Origin of the sequence: Aquipluma nitroreducens (assembly GCF_009689585.1) — a bacterium.
Taxonomy (GTDB): domain Bacteria; phylum Bacteroidota; class Bacteroidia; order Bacteroidales; family Prolixibacteraceae; genus Aquipluma; species Aquipluma nitroreducens.
This window is the reverse complement of the sequence record NZ_AP018694.1, coordinates 3,952,953-3,973,042: the sequence shown is the minus strand read 5'-3', so window position 1 is coordinate 3,973,042 and position 20,090 is coordinate 3,952,953. Positions and strand designations below refer to the sequence as shown.

The window sequence follows — 20,090 nt, the reverse complement described above, 5'->3', positions numbered from 1 at the left end:
GCAACGGACATAAAATCATCCTTTTTAAATTAGTAATTGAAACAAATCGGGTCGTTCGTTGATGTATTCGGCCAGAAACCCGTTGGCTTCCATGCGCTGAACCAAACCCTGAAAATCATCTTTATCCAAAAGCTCAATTCCGATCAGGGCAGGACCTTGCTCGCGGTTGGTTTTCTTCGAGTAATCGAACATGGTAATATCGTCGTTTGGCCCGAGAACCTGATCAACAAAATCGCGCAAAGCGCCAGCGCGTTGAGGAAAGCGGACGATAAAATAATGTTTCAACCCTTCGTAAAGCATCGAGCGCTCCCTGATTTCTTCGGTGCGGGTAATGTCATTGTTACTTCCAGAAACCATGCAGACCACATTTTTCCCTTTAATCTGCTCGCGGTAAAAATCGAGCGCCGTAATAGCCAGCGCCCCCGCAGGTTCAACTACAATCGCATCCTGATTATACAATTCGAGGATCGTTGTGCAAACTTTTCCTTCAGGAACGGCCACAATATCATCGAGAACCTGCTGGCAAACCTTAAATGTGAGATCGCCAACACGCTGAACAGCGGCGCCATCAACAAATTTATCGATAGTATTCAAGGTTGTGACTTCACCCTTCTCGATGCTCATTTTCATCGAAGGCGCCCCGGCAGGTTCGACCCCAATGATTTTGGTACCCGGGCTGATTTGCTTGAAGTACGCTCCTACCCCGGCAGCCAAACCGCCGCCACCAATGGGCAAAAACAGATAATCGATGCTCCCTGAAAAATCCTGAAGGATTTCAACTCCTGAAGTCGCTTGTCCTTCAATAATCTGTGGATCGTCGAACGGATGAATATAAACCATGCCAGTTTCTTCGCTGTTGCGGTGTGCGGCATCCGAAGCTGCATCGTAGGTATCTCCAACCAAAATCACTTCGACTTTATCTTTTCCGAACATTTTAACCTGCGTAATTTTCTGCTTCGGCGTGGTAGTTGGCATGTAAATCTTGCCCTTGATATCCAACAACTGGCACGAATAAGCCACGCCCTGCGCATGGTTTCCGGCACTGGCACAAACAACTCCACGAAGACGCTCCTCATCGGTCAATCCCGAAATTTTATTGTACGCTCCCCTGATTTTATACGAACGAACAACCTGCAAATCCTCCCGTTTCAGGAATACATTCGCCGAGTAACGGTTGGAAAGGTTCGTATTTCGTTGAAGCGGAGTCGTTTCTACAATGGTATTCAGGTTCAGTTGTGCCAACGTAATGCTACGCAGTGTTGGGTAATATGATTTCTGTTGTGACATGGTGTTTTTCTGTTTTCTGATCGGTGCGCAAAAATAGTTTCAAAAACAGACATAATCTGTTTTTCGCTGTAAAAACAGGCTTCCTTCAGATAAAGTTTACAGAAGAACAAAATCAAATCCCGGAATATTAGCTTCACGTTAAATCAGGAAACGTGCAAGGATACTCCAACTGAAAGTAGAATACCTTTGCGGCTTCATTTAAATGTTCAGGAACGATGTACGAGAAAATATGGAACCGCGATTTTATACTCCTGACATTGTCGAATTTCTTTATGTGCATCACGTATTATGCGCTCATTTCGGCACTCCCTGTTTATCTGGTCAACGAGTTGCACGCCGGAAAATCGCAGGTTGGCCTTGTTCTGGCTGCTTACACTATTGCATCAGTCCTGATCAGGCCATTTTCGGGTTTCGCGCTCGATAAATTTGGCCGAAGAACCATTTTACTACTCGCCCTGATCTTTTACACCAGCTTGTTTGCAGGATACCTCATCGCTTTCAGCATCGTTGCCCTTATTTTTCTGCGATTTGCCCAGGGACTGACCTGGGGCGTTACTACCATTTCGGGATCGACCATTGCCGTTGACATTATTCCAACGGCCAAACGTGGCGAAGGAATTGGTTATTTCTCACTGTCGACCACCATGGGCATGTCGGTTGGGCCCATAGTTGGCGCATTCATCATTCACCACGGCGGATATTCCGAGTTGTTCCTGTCGGCACTGTTCATTAGCCTGATGAGTCTCATCTTTGCTTATTCCATCAGGTTACCCCGAAAACTGACAACCCGAAAAGAAATCGATTTCAGCGTGGGAAATCTCTTTCACCGAAAATCGATACTTCCATCGATCAACCTGCTTGTAATCATGACCACCTATGGCGGACTGCTTTCGTTTATCGCCCTGTTTGGCCGCGAAATCGGCATCGAAAACACCTCGCTGTTCTTCCTGATTTTCGCTGCCGGAATTGGCATTTCACGCCTTACCGCCGGAAAGACATTCGACCGGAAAGGACCGCTTGGCATTTTAACGTTCTGCCTGCTCCTGATGATTTTCGGTTTTCCGCTGCTGGCCTTGGTGCGAAATGCGGCAGGATTTTACCTCTCAGGGCTGATTATCGGTTTTGGAATTGGCGTAATTTTCCCAACGTTCCAAACCATTGTGAATAACCTGGCCGACGACCGAAACCGTGGCGCTGCCAACTCAACGCTTTACACTGCGCTGGATTTGGGTATGGGGCTCGGAATGATCGTCTCCGGATTAATTGCCCAATACATTTCAATTCAGGCCGTATTCTTGCTGAGTTCGCTGGTGTGCATTGCAGGACTGGCCTTTTTCAGGATGAAAGTAATCGGCCCGTACAACCGAAACTACAAGAATAGCTAAGCCTGCATTTTGAGTCACTCACAAAGGGTACTTCGAAAGTACCCCCACCCACTTCAAACATGCAATACTGGATCTCTGAGTCGGGATGTTGCTGCAAAAAGAGGGAAATTTGCTTCTCCGGGTAGCTACAATGCATCTAAAAGATGCAACGTTCCTTCTTCGAGAGTTAAACTTCCCTCTCTAAACCTCAACGTCCGAGCTTTTAGACGAAACGTCCGAGCTTTTTGCCCCACATTTAACTCTTTTTGCTTGAGAGTTATATATGCGAAGTGGATAACTGATCCGATGACTTAGAGTCCTCGGATCAGTTGAAAAATAAAACCTAAATCTTCTTACCAATATAGAATACATAGCCGTAATAAGCCTTGTATTTGGTGTACAATTCGGCTTCATAGCGCTGGAACCCGATGAATTCCTCAGCCATTTTGTTACCTGCATACTTCTTCAGAAAATGGTCCTGAACAGCGACTTGCGGAACATGGTAGTTTTCGGTCCAGCAATATTCGGGCAAGATAAAAGTGGCAACGGGAATATATCCGGCTTTTTGCATCTGTGCAACCTTATTGGGGATCGTGTCAATTTCAGGATACGCATCCATCCAAAATTTTTCAATTTCTTCAGGGCGTTCGTCGGTAAACCACGATGCTTCAGTAACCGCAACAAAGCCTCCAGTTTTCAGGAACTTCCGCCATTCAGTCAGGCCACGCACAAAACCAATGTTGTATATCGCGCCCTCCGACCAAATCAGGTCTAATCCTTCCTCCTGAAAAGAAAGGTTATCCATTGAACCGACAATCCCCTTCACCCGATCCTGAAGATTCAGTTTCGCAGCGTTTTGGTTGAACAGCCTGATAAAATCGGGAAACACGTCGATTCCGGTTATTTGCCCGGGAGCATGCTGGCCTAAAACCATGGTTTGTCCACCCGTTCCGCATCCCAGGTCAGCAATGCGCGATTCGTCGGTCAGATGATCGATAAAGCTTAGCGCCTTAATGGTTGCTTCAGGACTTCCGGGCCCTTGCCGTTCGGTACTTGAAAAATATTCGCAGATTAAACTAAAGTCGAATTCGTGTATAGATGTATTCTCTGTATTACTCATGATGTTTAAATTTTTAAATGATTAAAAGCGGCCAAACGAAATCCATCGCTAGTCAGCCTTTTTGTGTAAAATAAAGACGTGAAAACAACCCGAGCCGGAACTGGCCTGAGTTTACTAAAGGAATAACCGAAAGCGGAACGCCCAGGGTTATTTACATCACACGATCCGAAGTAATTTTAAACATCCAATGGTTTTAGTACTGCAAAAATAATATTTTCTACAAAAATAAAAGTTTCACTCAAAGAGAAACCCTCATTAAAATTTGTCAATGTATCGATCAAATACCTCAACCAGTTCTTTGGGCGCAACCGGACGGCCAGTCTGATTATTTACGCAAACGGCAGTTACTTTTCCTTTTACCATCAGTTTCTGATCGGACAAACGATAGATATCCTGCAGGAAAACAAACTTTAGGTTGCCTTCGCGAGCCACATTTACTTTACAAACAAATTGGTCGCCACTTTTCAGTGGCGCTTTGTAGTCAATCTCAACACGAATCACTACCGCATCAATGCCATCGTCATGCATCCGGGCGAAATTCAGGCCAACAAATTCCAAAAATTCATGGCGGGTATGTTCAAGGTAATTCTGGTAAACGGCGTTGTTTACAATCCCCTGTATATCGCATTCGTAATCGCGAACTTTAAATGCCAATTCAAAAACGTAATCCATAATTATCGAAATTTTCAGAAAACAAATGTATCAATTCAACACATACTAAACCAGAGTAAACACCCGTTCTGTTCATGTTTCGTGGCCTTAATATGCCTAAGGCATTATTCAATTTACATTAAACAATCTGCTGCCTGAAACAAAAACTCAAAAATTGAGTCAACTGTATTCAATGATTTACACTATTTTTGCCCAGTTTTGTTTGATCGCTTATGAGATTTATATTAATCATTTTCACCCTGATTTCCTTGCTGTTTGAAACGTCACCAGGCACTTTCCGCGAAAAACAGTTGAATTACACCCGGGTCAGGGAGGCATACTCTTCAAAAGAAAAAGCCGTTATTAAAACCCTGTCGGAACGCTCGTTGTCGCGCGATAGCCTACGAATTTACCTGCGCGCCTTCAAAACCGAAAAGAAGGTTGAAGTGTGGGGAAAGAACATTTGCGACTCGACTTATACGCTCATCAAAGAAATCCCGATTTGTGAAATTTCAGGAGAAATTGGCCCTAAACGCCGTTCGCACGACTTGCAGGTTCCTGAAGGATTTTACCACATCAACGAATTGAATCCGTACAGTAAATATTACCTTTCGATGCGAATCAATTATCCGAATGCATCCGACAGCATTCGTGGTGTTCGTGGGCACTTGGGCAATCTCATTTACATTCATGGCAATTGCGAATCGTCGGGCTGTATTGCCATTACCGACGAGAAAATAAAAGAACTTTTCGTCTATTGCATCGAAGCCTATAATGCCGGTCAGGAAGAAATTGACATTGCCATTTACCCCACCAAGCTGGAAGATAAAACTTACAACCGGTTAATTACAGGATACAGCAAAAACAAGGATAAAATAAGCCTTTGGGCCGATTTAAAAAAAAGCTACGACCTGTTTAACCTAAAAAAAGTTCCACCAACGGTGAAATACTTGCCCGATGGAACACACGAAGTGAATTAATTTTTCCTATTTAATCGTCGCCATTTTAATTCAGTAAAACCTGAATAATTGATTTTGCCAGTTATTTGATACCTTTCTGCTCTAAAAAACACTTGGATGTATCCGAATTTCATCAATCATATCCGCAAATACGTTGAAATTGATGACGAGTCAATTGCGTTTTTAATAAAATACATTACTCCGCTTAAGTTAAAGCGAAAGGAATTTTTACTAAAAGAAAATCAGGTTTGTCAATCCATTTATTTCGTAGAGAAAGGTTGTTTACGAATGTATTTTATCGACAACAAATTGAACGAACAGATTACTCAATTTGCTTTAGAACATTGGTGGATGGCAGATCATTTCAGCTTTATCGATCACAAACCATCACCTTACTTCATTCAAACCGTCGAAAAATCAGAGATTCTGGCAATTAGTTCTTCATCTTTTGAAACGATGCTACGGGAAATTCCCCAAATGGAACGCTATTTCCGGATGGTTATGCAGCGGGCTTTAGCTGCCTCGCAACTCCGTCAAAAATACATGTACGAAATGTCAAAAGAGGAATTCTACCAACTCTTTTCCAACTCTTTTCCGGAATTTGTTCAGCGTGTCCCGCAATATATGATTGCTTCCTACCTGGGACTCACCCCACAATATGTGAGCGAACTTAGAAAGAAGAACTTATAGACCTCGTTTCTTAAACCAGTTTAATTTTTTTGAACGCTGAAACAGATAATTTTGTAGTCACAAATAATCTGAAAACACATAAAAATTAAGAATATGAGCGAAGACAAAAAATTATCCGAAAAATTTCATGAAGTACTGAAACATGAGGGCGTTGTTTCCATCGTTTCATGGGGAGTAGAAACTCATGTGGTAAATACTTGGAATTCCTTTCTGGTTATCACTGAAGATGAACGAATTCTGATTCCAGCCTACGGATTCCGGAAAACAGAGAAAAATGTGGATGTAAACAATCAGGTAAAACTTACATTAGGAACCAGAGAAGTATTAGGATATAAAGATTATCCGGGAACAGGATTTCTGGTAAATGGTGCTGCCAGATACATTTCCTCCGGTGAAGAATACGACTTTATGAAAGAAAAATTTTCATTCCTGACCAGAGTTCTGGAAGTAACGGTTGATCAAGCCAAGCAAATGCTTTAACTTGACGTTTCAACAAAATAGAAGAACGTATAATTCCAGTCACCCCGAATTTATTTCGGGGTCTGTTGCTTAATCCGGGCAGATCCTGAAACAAGTTCAGGATGACACAACACTGGAATACAAAAAAGGCTCCCTGCCTGCGCAAAGAGCCTTTCACTATAATTTGAAAATCTTAGTTTTTAGCAACCCATTCGGCGATCCAGTCACCCACTTCCGAAGTAGAATATGGTTTTTCTGTTGAAATATCTACAGTCACAACTTTAGCATCGAGCGAAGCATCAACCGCTTTGCGGATAATAGCGCCTTCTTCCATCAGGTTGAATGCATATTCAAACATCATGGCCGCCGACAAAATGGTGGCAACAGGGTTCGCAATATTCTTTCCGGCAGCCTGTGGATACGATCCGTGGATTGGCTCAAATACTGAAGTGTGAATTCCAATGGAAGCCGATGGCGACAAACCGAGTGAACCGGTAATTACCGAAGCTTCATCGGTCAAAATATCTCCGAACATGTTTTCGGTAACCATTACATCGAAGTTTTTAGGCCACTGTATAATTTGCATGGCAGCATTGTCAACGAACATATATTCGGTGGTCACTTCAGGATAAGTCGGAGCCATTTCCTGAGCAACTTCTCTCCACAAACGTGAGCTTTCCAGCACGTTAGCCTTGTCAACAACTGTCAGTTTTTTGTTTCGTTTCATGGCGTATTCGTAACCCAGTTTCAGAATACGTTCCACTTCCATACGAGTGTATTCGCACACATCGAAAGCCGTGTTGCCATTGTCTTTCCGGCCTTTTTCGCCAAAATAAATACCGCCGGTTAATTCGCGAATAGCCACGAAATCGGCACCCTCAATCAACTCGCGACGAAGTGGTGATTTGTGCAACAACGATGGAAAAGTAACTACCGGACGGATGTTGGCATACAATCCCAGCTTTTTGCGCATCAGCAGCAAACCTTGTTCCGGACGAACAGGCGCTTTCGGGTTGTTGTCGTATTTTGGGTCGCCAATGGCGCCGAACAAAACGGCATCTGCGTTCATACACAATTCGTGGGTTGAATCGGGATAAGGTGCACCCAATTCGTCGATGGCACAGGCACCGGTTAGTGCAAATTCATATTCGAGCTCGTGGTTGAATTTGGCTGCAACCACTTTCACTACTTTCATGGCCTGATCAATAATTTCAGGTCCGATCCCGTCGCCGGGAAGAATGGCTAATTTTAACTTCATATTTTTGGTCTTTAATTTTTTCGTTCGTCACCCCAAATTTATTTCGGGGTCTATTGAAATTCAGTCAGATCCTGAAACAAGTTCAGGATGACTAAAACATCGGGTTATTTGATTGCCCCGAAGGCTGCAAAATTAAAATGTTTATGCAATACTATTGTTTCCGAAAATCCAACTTGTTTCATCAGATCGAGTTGATAACTAAAGGTACGCGGGGTATCTTCCGATTCGTAACGGCCCAGATACATTTTAACCTCATCCTCATCGTGGTGCTTTCTCATTTCACCAATCCAACCCTCCAACATCATTTGGTTGATTTCATCGGTTTCGCTTAACACAATGTCGTTGATCCAGAATGTTCCACCCACTTTTAGCGCGCGGTAGATTTTCAAAAAAACCGATTCCCATTCCTGATCTTCGCGAAGATGATGAAGTGTAGTTCCGGCAGTAATCACATCATACGAATTTTCTTCAAACACAACTTCACGGTAATCGCCCTGAATGGTTGTAACAGAGCCCGAGATATTTTCAGAAACGCGTTCCTTTGCCTTGACAAGCATATTTGCACTCAGATCAACTAAAGTACAATCGACATTAGGAAGGAAAGACGATACTTTTACCGCGTAATTTCCGCCGCCGCAGCCTAAATCCATGATTCTTGTTGCTTCAGGATTAAGTAACGCAGCCGACCGAGCTACCAACTCCATGCACAAAGGTGAATCGACAGCGGTTGTTTGTCCGGTCTCCAGATTCGAAAACCGCTCAACCTGTTGATCGAAGTTATTCCGAATAGCTTCTGGAGATGATTTTTGTTTGGTATAAGTCATTAATTCTTAGATTCAATCAAATTCAGCATACGCATGGTAGCCTTAATAGCTGCCGCTGTCTGGTCAGAATCAAGCCCACGGGTTTTGAATTCACGGTCCAGCTCCCAAGTGATCAAGGTTTCGACTAAAGCGTCGGTTTGACCTCCAGGAGGAATGGTTACTGAATAATCGAGTAACTTTGGAAGCGGTTTATTTAACTCACTGTATATCATCTGAACAGCATTCATGAAGGCATCATAAATACCATCACCAGCAGAATTTGCTTCGTACTTTTCACCTCTAATCTGTATGCACACTGTTGCTGACGGCCTGAGGTTCATTCCATGAGCCAATGCGTAGTTTACCAACTTAATCGCGGCTTCTTCATCTTCTGAATTAAGTACATCGGCAACAATGTATGGAAGATCTTCGATCGTTACTGTTTCCTTGCGATCACCCAGTTCAATGATACGATCTGTCACCAGTTTCAACGCTGCCGGGTCGAGTTCAATGCCCAATTCCTCCAGATTATTCTTGATATTGGCTTTCCCTGAAGTTTTTCCAAGCGCATAAACGCGGGTACGTCCAAAACGTTCAGGAAGCAAGTCGTTAAAATATAGGTTATTTTTACTATCCCCATCTGCATGAATTCCGCTACATTGCGTGAAAACGAATTCGCCAATCAACGGTTTATTTGTTGGAATGCGGATTCCGGAGAACGATTCGACCAGTCTGGAAATTTTATTAAGCATCGATTCGTTCACCTTTGTTTCCATTTTCAGGTGATCTTTTACGGTAGCAATCACACTCGAAAGTGGAGCATTCCCTGCACGCTCGCCGAGTCCATTTACAGTAGTGTGAACCGTGCGAATTCCGGCCTTGATGGCGTGAAACACATTGGCGCAGGCCAAATCGTAATCGTTGTGTGCATGAAAATCGAAATGTCCATCAGGAAAAGATTCAATCATTTCGCGGCAAAACTCATAGGTTTCGTCCGGATCAAGAATGCCAAGAGTGTCGGGCAGCATGATACGGTTGATGTTGAGTTTGAGTAATTCGCCAACCATGAAATGCACATAATCTTTCGAACTGCGCATCCCATTCGACCAATCTTCGAGGTAAACATTCACCCTGATTCCGAGTTCACCGGCATACTGAACAGACTTTTTAATGTCTTCAACGTGTTGCTCGGGAGTTTTCCGGAGTTGTTGAGTGACATGCTTGTATGAACCTTTGCAAAGTAAATTCAGGACTTTCCCACCAGCAGAATTAATCCAGTCGAGCGAAATTTTGCCATCAACAAAGCCAAGTATTTCAATTTTCGGCAAATGGCCTCTCTCTTTTGCCCATTCCATTATCCGTTTGGCCGCAAGAAATTCACCATCAGAAACGCGTGCAGAGGCAACTTCTATCCGGTCAACTTTCACATCTTCCAGCAAAATACGGGCGACACTCAGTTTTTCCATGTCCGTAAACGACACGCCGGAGGTTTGTTCTCCATCCCGCAATGTCGTATCCATAATACTAATCACCTGATTTTTAACCTCAACTACTTTTCCTGTCATAACAATTAATTTAACCACGAAGGACACAAAGAAACCACTATGAAAAAGTCAACTTGGTGTTCTGTGTGCGAAACTTTGTGTTCTGTGTGTTTATTTCGCTTCAAACGCTGCAATTTCTTCTTTCATGCTGACCAGGTAATCGATATCATCGAGACCATTAGTCAAACAATGTTTTTTATAGGGATTAATCGTAAAACCAGCCGATTCGCCACTTGCACAAATCGTAAATTTCTGATTCTGAAGATCAACCTCGAACTGAGCATTCTGATCGGCTGAAATGGCCGAAAATATCTTCTCCAAAAACTCAGGTGATACAACCACCGGAAGGATGCCATTGTTCAAGGCATTTCCCTGAAAAATATCTGCAAAAAAGCTGGAAACCACCACGCGGAATCCATAATCGTAAATCGCCCAGGCAGCATGTTCGCGGCTCGAACCACTTCCAAAATTTTTACCTGCTACCAGGATTTTACCTGAGTACTTTGCCTGATTCAGCGGAAAATCAGCAATCGGCTGGTTGCTTTTATCGTACCGCCAGTCGCGAAACAGGTTATCGCCAAAACCTTTGCGTTCAACGGCTTTCAGGAAACGAGCCGGAATAATCTGATCAGTATCAATATTTTCGATGGGCAGCGGAACTGCCGGCGATGTCAATGTTGTAAATTTATCGTAAGCCATTATTTAAATATTAGAATATTAGAATCTTAAATCTAGAATGACCGAAAACAAAGCTACTTGTGTGAGTTGTTTTGTAATGTCATTCTTTACTTTATTAAAATCGAAGCAATTTCATGCGCTTCCGTTATTAGAACCAAACCATTAGAATCTGAATTTAATCCTTCATCCAACGCAAATTCGATCCAGAATTCACTTTCGTCTGCTTCCTCAATTGCAATACTCATTTTACTGATGAGCGTGGGCACTGTTTGAGCAATGCATGAGGCTCTGTAATTTGCAGCAACTGAAGTTGAACATCGTATTAACTGACCACTTATGTGCCGCCCAAGTTGATCATTGGGAAGGTTCAACGAGAACTTAACACAATCGTGAGCAAACTTCTTCGTTCGCTTTTTTAATTGATCTTTAAACGATGACAAATCAGACATCTTTCGAATATTAGAAGGTTACTTAAACAATCTTGAATGTTAGACTCTTGAATATTAGAATTTTCAAAAGTCAAGAAAATCTTGATGCAAGCTCTTCTATTCAAGATTCCTAGAGGAATTCTCTTGGATCTGTAATCTTCCCAGTTACGGCAGCAGCGGCAGCGGTTAGCGGACTGGCAAGCAATGTGCGTGCGCCTGGTCCCTGGCGGCCTTCGAAGTTGCGGTTCGAGGTAGAAACTGAATATTTTCCTTCCGGAATTTTATCGTCGTTCATTGCTAAACATGCAGAGCAGCCGGGCTGACGAAGTTCGAATCCGGCAGCTTCCAGAATTTCGACCAATCCTTCTGCAATGATTTGCTTTTCGACAGCATGCGATCCGGGTACAATCCAAGCAGTTACGTTATCCGCCTTTTTCTTGCCCTTAACAGCATTCGCAAACGCCCTGAAATCTTCAATTCGTCCATTGGTACAACTCCCTACAAAAACATAGTCGATTTGCTTGCCGACCATTTTGTCACCTTGGTTGTAACCCATATATTTCAACGACTTTTCGTAAGTCAGCTTATCATTCCCAACTAACCCATCGCTGGTTGGAACATTCTTCGAAATACCGATTCCCATTCCCGGATTGGTTCCGAAGGTGATCATCGGTTCAATGTTGGCTGCGTCAAATTCGTAAACCGAATCGAATACTGCATCGGCATCCGATTTCAATGTTTTCCAGTAAGCCAGCGCTTTATCCCAGGCTTCGCCTTTTGGAGCAAACTGGCGACTTTTTACATAGTCGAAAGTCGTTTGGTCAGGAGCAATCATACCACCACGCGCACCACATTCGATGCTCATGTTACAAAGTGTCATACGACCTTCCATCGATAAACTTTCGATAGCCGAACCAGCAAATTCAACAAAGTGGCCTGTTCCACCTGAAGTTGAAATCTGTGAGATTACATATAAAGCAATGTCTTTTGCTGTTACGCCTTTGTTCAGCTTGCCGTTTACCGAGATCAACATTTTCTTCGGCTTCGGTTGCATGATGCACTGACTGGCAAACACCATTTCCACTTCGCTGGTACCAATTCCGAAAGCAATCGTCCCAAAAGCGCCGTGAGTTGATGTGTGACTGTCGCCGCAAACAATGGTCATTCCCGGTTGGGTAAGTCCCATTTCAGGACCAATGATGTGAACCACGCCGTGCCCTTCACTTCCAAGTCCATGATAAACAATGCCATGAGTGGCACAATTTTTCTTCAGCATTTCAACCTGATTGCGCGACAATTCGTCTTTAATGCTCAGGTGCTGATTAATCGTTGGCACGTTGTGGTCGGGAGTCGCAACGGTTTTCTCCGGACGAAGCACTTTCAATCCACGTTTCTCCAGACCAAGGAATGCAACCGGGCTGGTCACTTCGTGAATCAGATGCTGGTCGATGTATAAAACACTTGGGCCGCCTTCAACCTCTTTCACTACATGCGAGTCCCAAATTTTGTCGAATAAAGTTTTTGCTTCCATTATTTATTTTTTAGCCTCACCCCACCCCTCTCCAAAAGAGAGGGGACTTGGCGCAGCAAATTGTTATTTGTATTTCTATTCAAATCATGTCCGTCAGCTAAAGCAGACGGCAAAGGATAAGGGATCGGTGGAGGTTTTACTCTTTTTTAGCCCTTACTCCGCCCGGAATTTTATTGATGGCATCCAGAAAAGCTTCAACAGATGCCGTAATGATATCTGTGTTGGCGCCAAACCCATGGTAATTTCCACCTTCGTGATTTACCTGCATATGCACTTTACCTAAATCGTCGCTTCCATGTGTTATGGCCTGAATCAGGAATTCTTCCAAAACAACCTTTCGGTGAATTATTTTCTTTACAGCTTTCAAGGCTGCATCAACCGGACCGTTTCCTGAAGCTGTTGCATCAAGTATTTCACCGGAAATATCTAATCGCACATTGGCTATTGGCACCAGACCTTTCCCTGTAACCACCTGTAAGAAATCAAGCTTAATGCGACGTTCTTTCTGAGTTGCATCCCCCAACAAAGCAGCCACATCATCATCCTTCACGTCTTTTTTCTTATCAGCCAATTTCAAAAATTGCTCATAAACTTCATCCAATTTCTCTTTATCCAATTCAAAACCCATGATTTCCAAACGATGCCTTAAAGCAGCACGACCACTGCGGGCAGTTAAGACAATGCTCGATTCATTGATACCCACATCGGCAGGATCCATAATTTCATAGTTTTCGCGATTCTTCAACACACCATCCTGATGAATTCCGGAGGAATGTGCAAAAGCATTGCGACCAACAATTGCCTTATTGGGTTGAACAGGCATATTCATCATATTAGAAACCATGCGGCTGGTCTTGTAAATATTTTTAGTATTGATGTTGGTATCGATGTTCAAAATAGCATAGCGACTTTTCAAAATCATGACCACTTCTTCCAACGAAGTATTTCCGGCACGTTCGCCAATTCCGTTAATGGTTACCTCTGCCTGACGGGCACCGTTCATGATTCCGGCGATTGTATTGGCAGTGGCCATTCCTAAATCGTTGTGGCAGTGTGTCGACAAAATTGCTTTGTGAACGTTTGGTACATTATCGATCAGGTATTTAATTTTAGCACCAAACTCGTGCGGCATGGTGTATCCGGTTGTATCCGGAATATTCACTACCGTTGCTCCCGCTTTAATAACAGCTTCTACCACCCGAGCCAGGTATTCGTTCTCAGTACGACCGGCATCTTCAGCATAAAATTCAACATCTTCAACGTAGCGCTTGGCATATTTTACAGCAGCAATGGCACGTTCAATAATTTCGTCCTGATTGGAATTCAGTTTGTGATGTATGTGATAAAATGAAGTTCCGATACCGGTGTGAATACGACCTTTCTTGGCAAATTTGAGTGCTTCAGCAGCAACATCAATGTCTTTTTCGACTGCGCGGGTGAGCGCACAAATAGTTGGCCATGTCACCGCTTTTGATATTTCTACTACTGAATTAAAATCGCCAGGACTCGAAATCGGGAAACCGGCTTCTATCACATCAACGCCCAATTCCTCTAAAGCTCGTGCAACCTCAATTTTCTCAACGGTGTTCAACTGACACCCGGGAACTTGCTCTCCGTCGCGTAAGGTGGTGTCAAAAATGTACAATCTATCACTCATAACTATTTCTTTTAATGCGTTTTTCAATACTATTTATTTCTACACTCTCCTGACATCTAACAGCCCGGAGGCTTCCCCTCTCCAGCGATAGAGAGGGGGCTTGAGTCAAATTAATTGCGTTTAAATATCTATTTCCTTGTATATTCATGATCACTTAATATTATTGAACTGTAATAAAAAAGGCCATCCCCTGTTTTGAGAATGGCCTTTAGAAAGCTCTTTATAGTTTTACCCATACCATTCTCAATCGCGCATCCAAATTAGGAGAATACCGAGAATGAGACCTAGAAGGGAAATGTTAGCAAAACGTGTCATTTCTGAATAATTTGATGCAAATATGGAACTAATTTTTTAAAATGAAAACAAAACGGACTTTTTTATTCGGATTACTAATAAAAAGATTAATTTGTCTTCTTTTTTACAAATCGTTTTGATTTTCAGAATTTATAAACACACTTTTCAGAAGAAAGTTTAGCAATTGTAAAAATCCCGAACAGATTTAGTCAAAAAGTTACATTTCATCTCCCTTCTTAAGTTACCAGGGTTCTATACCCTCCTTGACAAATTGTGGACGCGACGAACGCAGTAAGACGCAAAACCCGACATACTTTTGTGTAAACCGAAGATTATTCAGATACTATTCTAATTTCTAAAATAGGGATTATAAAGTAACTGGAGCTAGTTTTGCACGTTTGGTTACCTTTATCTTGGGATATTTCAGATGGTGAAAACTCAGTTTACCATTTGGTTTTTGGAAGACATTCACCCGGGCTACATAAAAATCATGTTCTCCGTTGAAAATAGCAATTGGGCGATTTACATCACCAAGTTCAAGTTCCGATTCAAAAAAGAGCTTAAAAATAACATCAACAGAATCTCTCGATTGTACGATATAACTGTGCTTTGTACGATCAGTGAAGTCATCAACAGTAATGTAAAATCCATTACTGGATGAAGATACCGCAGCAGCCTTTTGGACAGACGGCCGAAATGAAAAACAAAAAACAGCAAATATCAAAACAATACGAATTTTCATCTTCAACAAATTATTAAACGATAAATTCCGAGTCTCTTCCTGAACTGTAATGCACTTTGTTTCAAAAGAATTATATACTCCACTCAATCACCTATTAAAACATCAATCCAGCATGAACATTTTTTCTGAACAGGCATTTAATTTTCTTCTGAATTTTAACACCAAAACCTATTGCATCATTCTAAAATCAAGAACAATCTAAGAAGCCATAAAACTAGGAATTTGTAATTCCTGAATGATCACAACGACACTTATTTATCAACAACGATCCATTACTTTTTAACAAAGCAATACAAGACAGATACATACCGAACTTAAAGCTATATGGTAAATCAGTCTGTTTGTTTTGAAGTCCATTTATTAGTCGTAAAACGACCATGAAATTCCAAATCGGAAAGTTCGTCTATAATATGGATAATCAGGTGCCATAAAATAGTTATTGCCAACAAATCCGGAACCTGCATTCATCAGGATAAAAAAGAATCGGGTGCGTTTTAACTTCAAGTTCGCATGTAAATCAATATAGGGGTATTTCCCGATTAGTTGTGTATTCTGGAGATAAAATCGGGCAGTTGCCGGATCGTACGCATCAGCATAAAAAGCTGAATTATATCGCGTGTCGGCGCCAATCTGAAAATGCATCACTTTTGAAATGATTGTTCTGTAGTTCAAGCTGATGAATCCGGCAAATGCAGGCAGATGTATGACATTTTCATTATTTACTTTTTGCACTAGCGCCTGAGTACGAAGAACCCAGTGGTCGCTTTCAAAATCCTTATTGAGGTATGCCGAAAGGATCAGCAATTCGCTTTTCGACTGTGCTGGTAAAGCTTGACTATTGTTATAGATGTAGTTTCCAATCAATGAATAATTGACTCCAATCGTAGTTTTATATTGCTGCGAACGGATGCTCGATTTGATCGTCATCTCATTGATATTATTGAAGTCATTCTTCCATACAAAATTATTAGAGAAGAAATACGAATCATAATATTCAGGCACCAGTGTTTTTAAACTTCCTTCAATCCGGAGACTAGTGGTATCTCTTCCGATTTTCAGTGGCTTATTAACATATCCATTAAGTTCTGTTTGCCCGGAGCGGTATCCCGTCAGATAAATTCGTCCATCGGCCTCCCATTGCCAGAATTTACCTTCTTCCCTGAATATTCCTCCCCCAATATATGTATTTGCCTGTTTGGAAAAGAATAGCTTACCATTATCAGAAAAATTAGTTAACGGACTTGAAATCTGATAAAAAATTGAACCAATTAAAGGAAATGGATGTGCTCCCAAATCACCAAGCTGAGTAGCTGTATGGTACGTTATTTCATCGTGCCCAATATACACCCGCTTCCCAAAAGTGTATTTCCGATCCGGAGCTTCATAAAATTTGATTTGAAATATGTTTGTCAAACGGGTAAACCTTACGCTGTCGTTTGTAAGTCCGGTATTGACGTAATTGTTTGTAAAAAAATCTTCAGACTTATCCTTTTTCGTGAATCTTCTTTTGTTTCCTGAAAGCTCAAATTCGTGTATAAATCCTACTCGCGGAATAAATCGTTTGATCACATTTTCAGCAGAGTCGGCCTCAACCATTTTACCCACCCGATATTCGTTGACTGTAAAAAGCGTATTGTTCTGAAGTTTATTAACTGCATCATCCATCCGGACACTGAAATTTTCAGTTTTATCTGTTAAGTCGAGTGGTTGGTTCGCTTCAATTCCCCCATCTTCCTGCCCTTCCAGGCGGTTAAAAATAATGTTTGTATGAGACAGGAATTTATCGGAATTATAAGAAGAAACCAGAGCTATACTGTGAAATTTATTCGACTGATACAAATACTGTCCCTGAGACTTTGTCTGGTTATAAATAAATTCAAAGTTGAGCTTCTTATTCACATTTTGCGAAAGAAAAACATTAAATCTCGTTTCGTTTTTTGTGTTTTTACTATCACTTTGGCTGTAATCGAGCAACGAAAAGGGAGTTGTCGTATTGAAATAATTGATTTGCGATGGAGTAAGCCAGTAGGCATCAAACGATCGGGCAAAATAGAAATCAGAATTCGGTTTTCGCTGAAAAAAGTCATTGGAAATATATGCTCCACCATTATTTCCGACAAAGGTATTACTTATACTTTTTTGAAAAATTGGTAGATAAACATGATAAAAGGTCATGGTCGTATCCAGTTCAGTTTTTTCAATCCGCGTGCCTTGTCGGCTAACCTGCCATGTTCTTATACGAGAAGGAATCTTAGGCTTTTCGGGTGCCTTGTTCTTCCTTGAAGACGATTCCGATTTCTCCTCCGAACCATTTTGTCTATTTGAATTCGAAACTCCCGGTCTGATTTGCGCATTCGATTGGAATACAATCAGAACCGCAGCAATAACTATATAGATATACTTTTTAAACATGTCGGCGCAAAGATAATTAAAATAAAACCTCATCAATATTCTGAAAAGAAGTTCAAATCTGATTTTTTTAAACAGGATCCGGCTCCTGAAATTTAAGAATGAAGTTCAATCCAGTCATTCCACATCTCATTAAAACGGATGAAAACTGAGAATAATATTGAGATTTAAAAAATCGATCTAAAATCGGAATACGCACCTGTAAACCAATCGGATAAATACACTTATTCTCAACTTATTTTTGAGCCAGCCCAGAGAAATCCGAATAAGTTTTCAACCGCCAATTGTTAGTTAATGTCGGACTCCTGAATTTCCAATCGACTTTTGTTTTCTTTATATTTGTTGCAAATTGGAAGGGAATATGATGCCGAATTATGATGAAGGTTCTATAAAAACGCTCGATTGGCAGGAGCATATCCGGAAAAGACCCGGAATGTATATTGGCAAGTTGGGCGACGGCTCGGCGAGCGACGATGGTATATATGTTTTGCTAAAGGAAGTGATGGATAACTCCATAGACGAGTTCATGATGGGGAATGGGCGAAAGATTGAAGTCCGAGTCAGCAATGAACTGGTTTCAGTCCGCGATTATGGTCGTGGCATTCCATTGGGAAAACTGCTCGATGTTGCTTCAAAAATGAATACCGGAGCAAAATACGACTCTGAAGTATTTAAAAAATCAGTAGGGCTGAATGGTGTGGGTATTAAGGCAGTGAACGCCTTATCAAGTCATTTTTTAATCAAATCATTCCGCGAAGGTGAAGTTAAGGAAATAAGCTTTAGCGAAGGTGTTGTTAAAGAAGAGCAAGAAGTTGTTCCAAGCGATCAACCCAATGGTACTTATGTTGCTTTCACACCTGATGTTAATGTTTTTAAAGCCTATCATTACATTGACGACTACGTAGTCAATATGATGAAAAACTATTCTTTCCTCAATGCCGGGCTTACGCTTGAGTTCAATGGAGAAAAGTTTCATTCCAAAAACGGCTTACGCGATTTGCTTGAAGAAAACATGGAAGGGGAATCCATTTATCCGGTCATTCACCTGAAAAGTACCGACATTGAGATTGCACTAACCCATGGAAATCAATATGGAGAAGATTATTATTCGTTTGTAAACGGACAACATACCACTCAGGGAGGAACCCACCTCGTTGCTTTTCGTGAAGCTCTCGTAAAAGCTATCCGCGATTTTTACAAGAAAGATTTTGATCCTTCCGACATACGTGCTTCAATTGTTGCTGCCATCAGTATTAAAGTTGAAGAACCTGTATTTGAGTCGCAAACCAAAACCAAACTGGGCTCCAAAGACATTGGACCGGAAGGACCTTCCGTAAGAACTTTTGTGACCAATTTTGTGCTGAAGGAACTGGATAATTACCTGCATAAAAATCCAGACGTTTCAGAGGTTTTGTTACGCCGGATTCAGGAATCGGAACGCGAACGCAAGGCCATTTCAGGAATTAAGAAACTGGCCAAGCAGCGCTCGAAAAAGGCCAACTTACATAACAAAAAATTACGCGACTGCCGTGTGCATCTGGACAGCAATCATGAATTGCGCGAAAATTCGTCAATTTTTATTACTGAAGGAGATTCGGCGAGTGGATCGATTACCAAGTCGCGCGATGTAAATACGCAGGCTGTATTTAGTTTGCGGGGCAAGCCACTCAATACGTTCGGATTAACAAAGAAGATTGTATATGAAAATGAAGAGTTTAACCTTCTTCAGGCTGCTTTAAACATCGAAGAAAGTATCGACGATTTGCGCTACAACAAAGTGATCATCGCTACCGATGCTGATGTCGACGGAATGCACATCCGGTTGTTGCTCATTACTTTCTTTTTGCAGTTTTTCCCCGAAGTGGTTCGTCAGGGACACCTCTTTATTTTTCAGACCCCGCTTTTTCGCGTCCGCAACAAAAAAGTAACTTACTATTGTTACAACGAAGACGAACGGGTTGCGGCCATTCAGAAACTTGGAAAAACCGCTGAAATTACTCGATTCAAAGGTCTGGGAGAAATATCGCCTGATGAGTTTAAAAATTTCATCGGACCAGACATCCGACTCGACCCAATTCTGATGAAAAAGCACGAATCGGTAGCCAATATGCTTGAATATTACATGGGGAAAAATACACCCGAACGACAGGAGTTTATCATTGAAAATCTGTATGTCGAGAAAGACGACTTTTAAGAAAAGCGAGACTCATCGGGTG

Annotated in this window: 17 protein-coding genes; 5 read left to right on the top strand and 12 right to left on the bottom strand. The window is 41.8% G+C overall.

Annotation, left to right across the window (positions count from 1 at the left end; genetic code table 11):
• Positions 1-24: 24 nt before the first annotated feature.
• Positions 25-1,287: a threonine ammonia-lyase gene (gene ilvA, locus AQPE_RS16650; RefSeq protein WP_318347625.1), complete on the bottom strand. Its 1,263-nt coding sequence runs from the start codon at positions 1,285-1,287 to the stop codon at positions 25-27.
• Between the two features lie 215 nt (positions 1,288-1,502).
• Here ilvA and AQPE_RS16645 point away from each other — a divergent pair, with 215 nt between their 5' ends.
• A complete protein-coding gene (locus AQPE_RS16645) occupies positions 1,503-2,672 on the top strand; it encodes an MFS transporter (RefSeq protein ID WP_318347624.1) in 1,170 nt (389 codons plus the stop codon).
• A gap of 322 nt (positions 2,673-2,994) precedes the next feature.
• Here AQPE_RS16645 and AQPE_RS16640 read toward each other — a convergent pair whose 3' ends face one another.
• Positions 2,995-3,771 carry a class I SAM-dependent methyltransferase gene (locus AQPE_RS16640; RefSeq protein ID WP_318347623.1) on the bottom strand — a complete coding sequence of 259 codons (777 nt, stop codon included), beginning with the start codon at positions 3,769-3,771 and terminating at the stop codon, positions 2,995-2,997.
• A 255-nt stretch (positions 3,772-4,026) separates the two neighbouring features.
• A complete protein-coding gene (locus AQPE_RS16635) occupies positions 4,027-4,443 on the bottom strand; it encodes an acyl-CoA thioesterase (protein WP_318347622.1) in 417 nt (138 codons plus the stop codon).
• Positions 4,444-4,655: 212 nt separating this feature from the next.
• Between AQPE_RS16635 and AQPE_RS16630 the strand changes: the two genes are divergently transcribed.
• From AQPE_RS16630 to AQPE_RS16620, 3 genes are all read left to right on the top strand, one after another.
• Positions 4,656-5,402 (top strand): L,D-transpeptidase family protein, encoded by a 747-nt coding sequence (locus tag AQPE_RS16630; protein WP_318347621.1) that lies wholly within the window; start codon positions 4,656-4,658, stop codon positions 5,400-5,402.
• Between the two features lie 96 nt (positions 5,403-5,498).
• Positions 5,499-6,071, top strand: a complete 573-nt coding sequence (locus tag AQPE_RS16625; protein ID WP_318347620.1) for a Crp/Fnr family transcriptional regulator — start codon at positions 5,499-5,501, stop codon at positions 6,069-6,071.
• Between the two features lie 93 nt (positions 6,072-6,164).
• A complete protein-coding gene (locus AQPE_RS16620; protein WP_318347619.1) occupies positions 6,165-6,551 on the top strand; it encodes a pyridoxamine 5'-phosphate oxidase family protein in 387 nt (128 codons plus the stop codon).
• Between the two features lie 172 nt (positions 6,552-6,723).
• On the opposite strand, the gene leuB is transcribed toward AQPE_RS16620, so the two are convergent.
• The 9 genes from leuB to AQPE_RS16575 all read right to left on the bottom strand — a co-directional run bounded on the left by leuB (position 6,724) and on the right by AQPE_RS16575 (position 17,877).
• Positions 6,724-7,788 carry a 3-isopropylmalate dehydrogenase gene (gene leuB, locus AQPE_RS16615; RefSeq protein WP_318347618.1) on the bottom strand — a complete coding sequence of 355 codons (1,065 nt, stop codon included), beginning with the start codon at positions 7,786-7,788 and terminating at the stop codon, positions 6,724-6,726.
• A 104-nt stretch (positions 7,789-7,892) separates the two neighbouring features.
• The gene (locus AQPE_RS16610) at positions 7,893-8,612 is read right to left on the bottom strand and encodes a class I SAM-dependent methyltransferase (RefSeq protein ID WP_318347617.1); all 720 of its coding nucleotides are present in this window, start codon (positions 8,610-8,612) and stop codon (positions 7,893-7,895) included.
• Positions 8,612-10,156, bottom strand: coding sequence for an alpha-isopropylmalate synthase regulatory domain-containing protein (locus tag AQPE_RS16605; protein WP_318347616.1), 1,545 nt, complete (start codon positions 10,154-10,156; stop codon positions 8,612-8,614). The genes AQPE_RS16610 and AQPE_RS16605 overlap by 1 nt, the downstream gene beginning before the upstream one ends.
• 90 nt (positions 10,157-10,246) lie before the next feature.
• Positions 10,247-10,834, bottom strand: coding sequence for a 3-isopropylmalate dehydratase small subunit (gene leuD, locus AQPE_RS16600; protein WP_318347615.1), 588 nt, complete (start codon positions 10,832-10,834; stop codon positions 10,247-10,249).
• Positions 10,835-10,920: 86 nt separating this feature from the next.
• On the bottom strand, positions 10,921-11,262 hold the full coding sequence (locus AQPE_RS16595; RefSeq protein WP_318347614.1) for a four helix bundle protein: 342 nt from the start codon (positions 11,260-11,262) through the stop codon (positions 10,921-10,923).
• Positions 11,263-11,371: 109 nt separating this feature from the next.
• On the bottom strand, positions 11,372-12,772 hold the full coding sequence (gene leuC / locus AQPE_RS16590; RefSeq protein ID WP_318347613.1) for a 3-isopropylmalate dehydratase large subunit: 1,401 nt from the start codon (positions 12,770-12,772) through the stop codon (positions 11,372-11,374).
• A 136-nt stretch (positions 12,773-12,908) separates the two neighbouring features.
• Positions 12,909-14,429, bottom strand: coding sequence for a 2-isopropylmalate synthase (locus tag AQPE_RS16585; protein ID WP_318347612.1), 1,521 nt, complete (start codon positions 14,427-14,429; stop codon positions 12,909-12,911).
• A 661-nt stretch (positions 14,430-15,090) separates the two neighbouring features.
• The gene (locus AQPE_RS16580) at positions 15,091-15,465 is read right to left on the bottom strand and encodes a hypothetical protein (protein ID WP_318347611.1); all 375 of its coding nucleotides are present in this window, start codon (positions 15,463-15,465) and stop codon (positions 15,091-15,093) included.
• A gap of 360 nt (positions 15,466-15,825) precedes the next feature.
• Complete coding sequence (locus AQPE_RS16575) at positions 15,826-17,877, bottom strand: putative porin (RefSeq protein WP_318347610.1); 2,052 nt, start codon at positions 17,875-17,877, stop codon at positions 15,826-15,828.
• 358 nt (positions 17,878-18,235) lie between these two features.
• Here AQPE_RS16575 and AQPE_RS16570 point away from each other — a divergent pair, with 358 nt between their 5' ends.
• Complete coding sequence (locus AQPE_RS16570; RefSeq protein WP_318347609.1) at positions 18,236-20,068, top strand: DNA topoisomerase IV subunit B; 1,833 nt, start codon at positions 18,236-18,238, stop codon at positions 20,066-20,068.
• Positions 20,069-20,090: the final 22 nt, after the last annotated feature.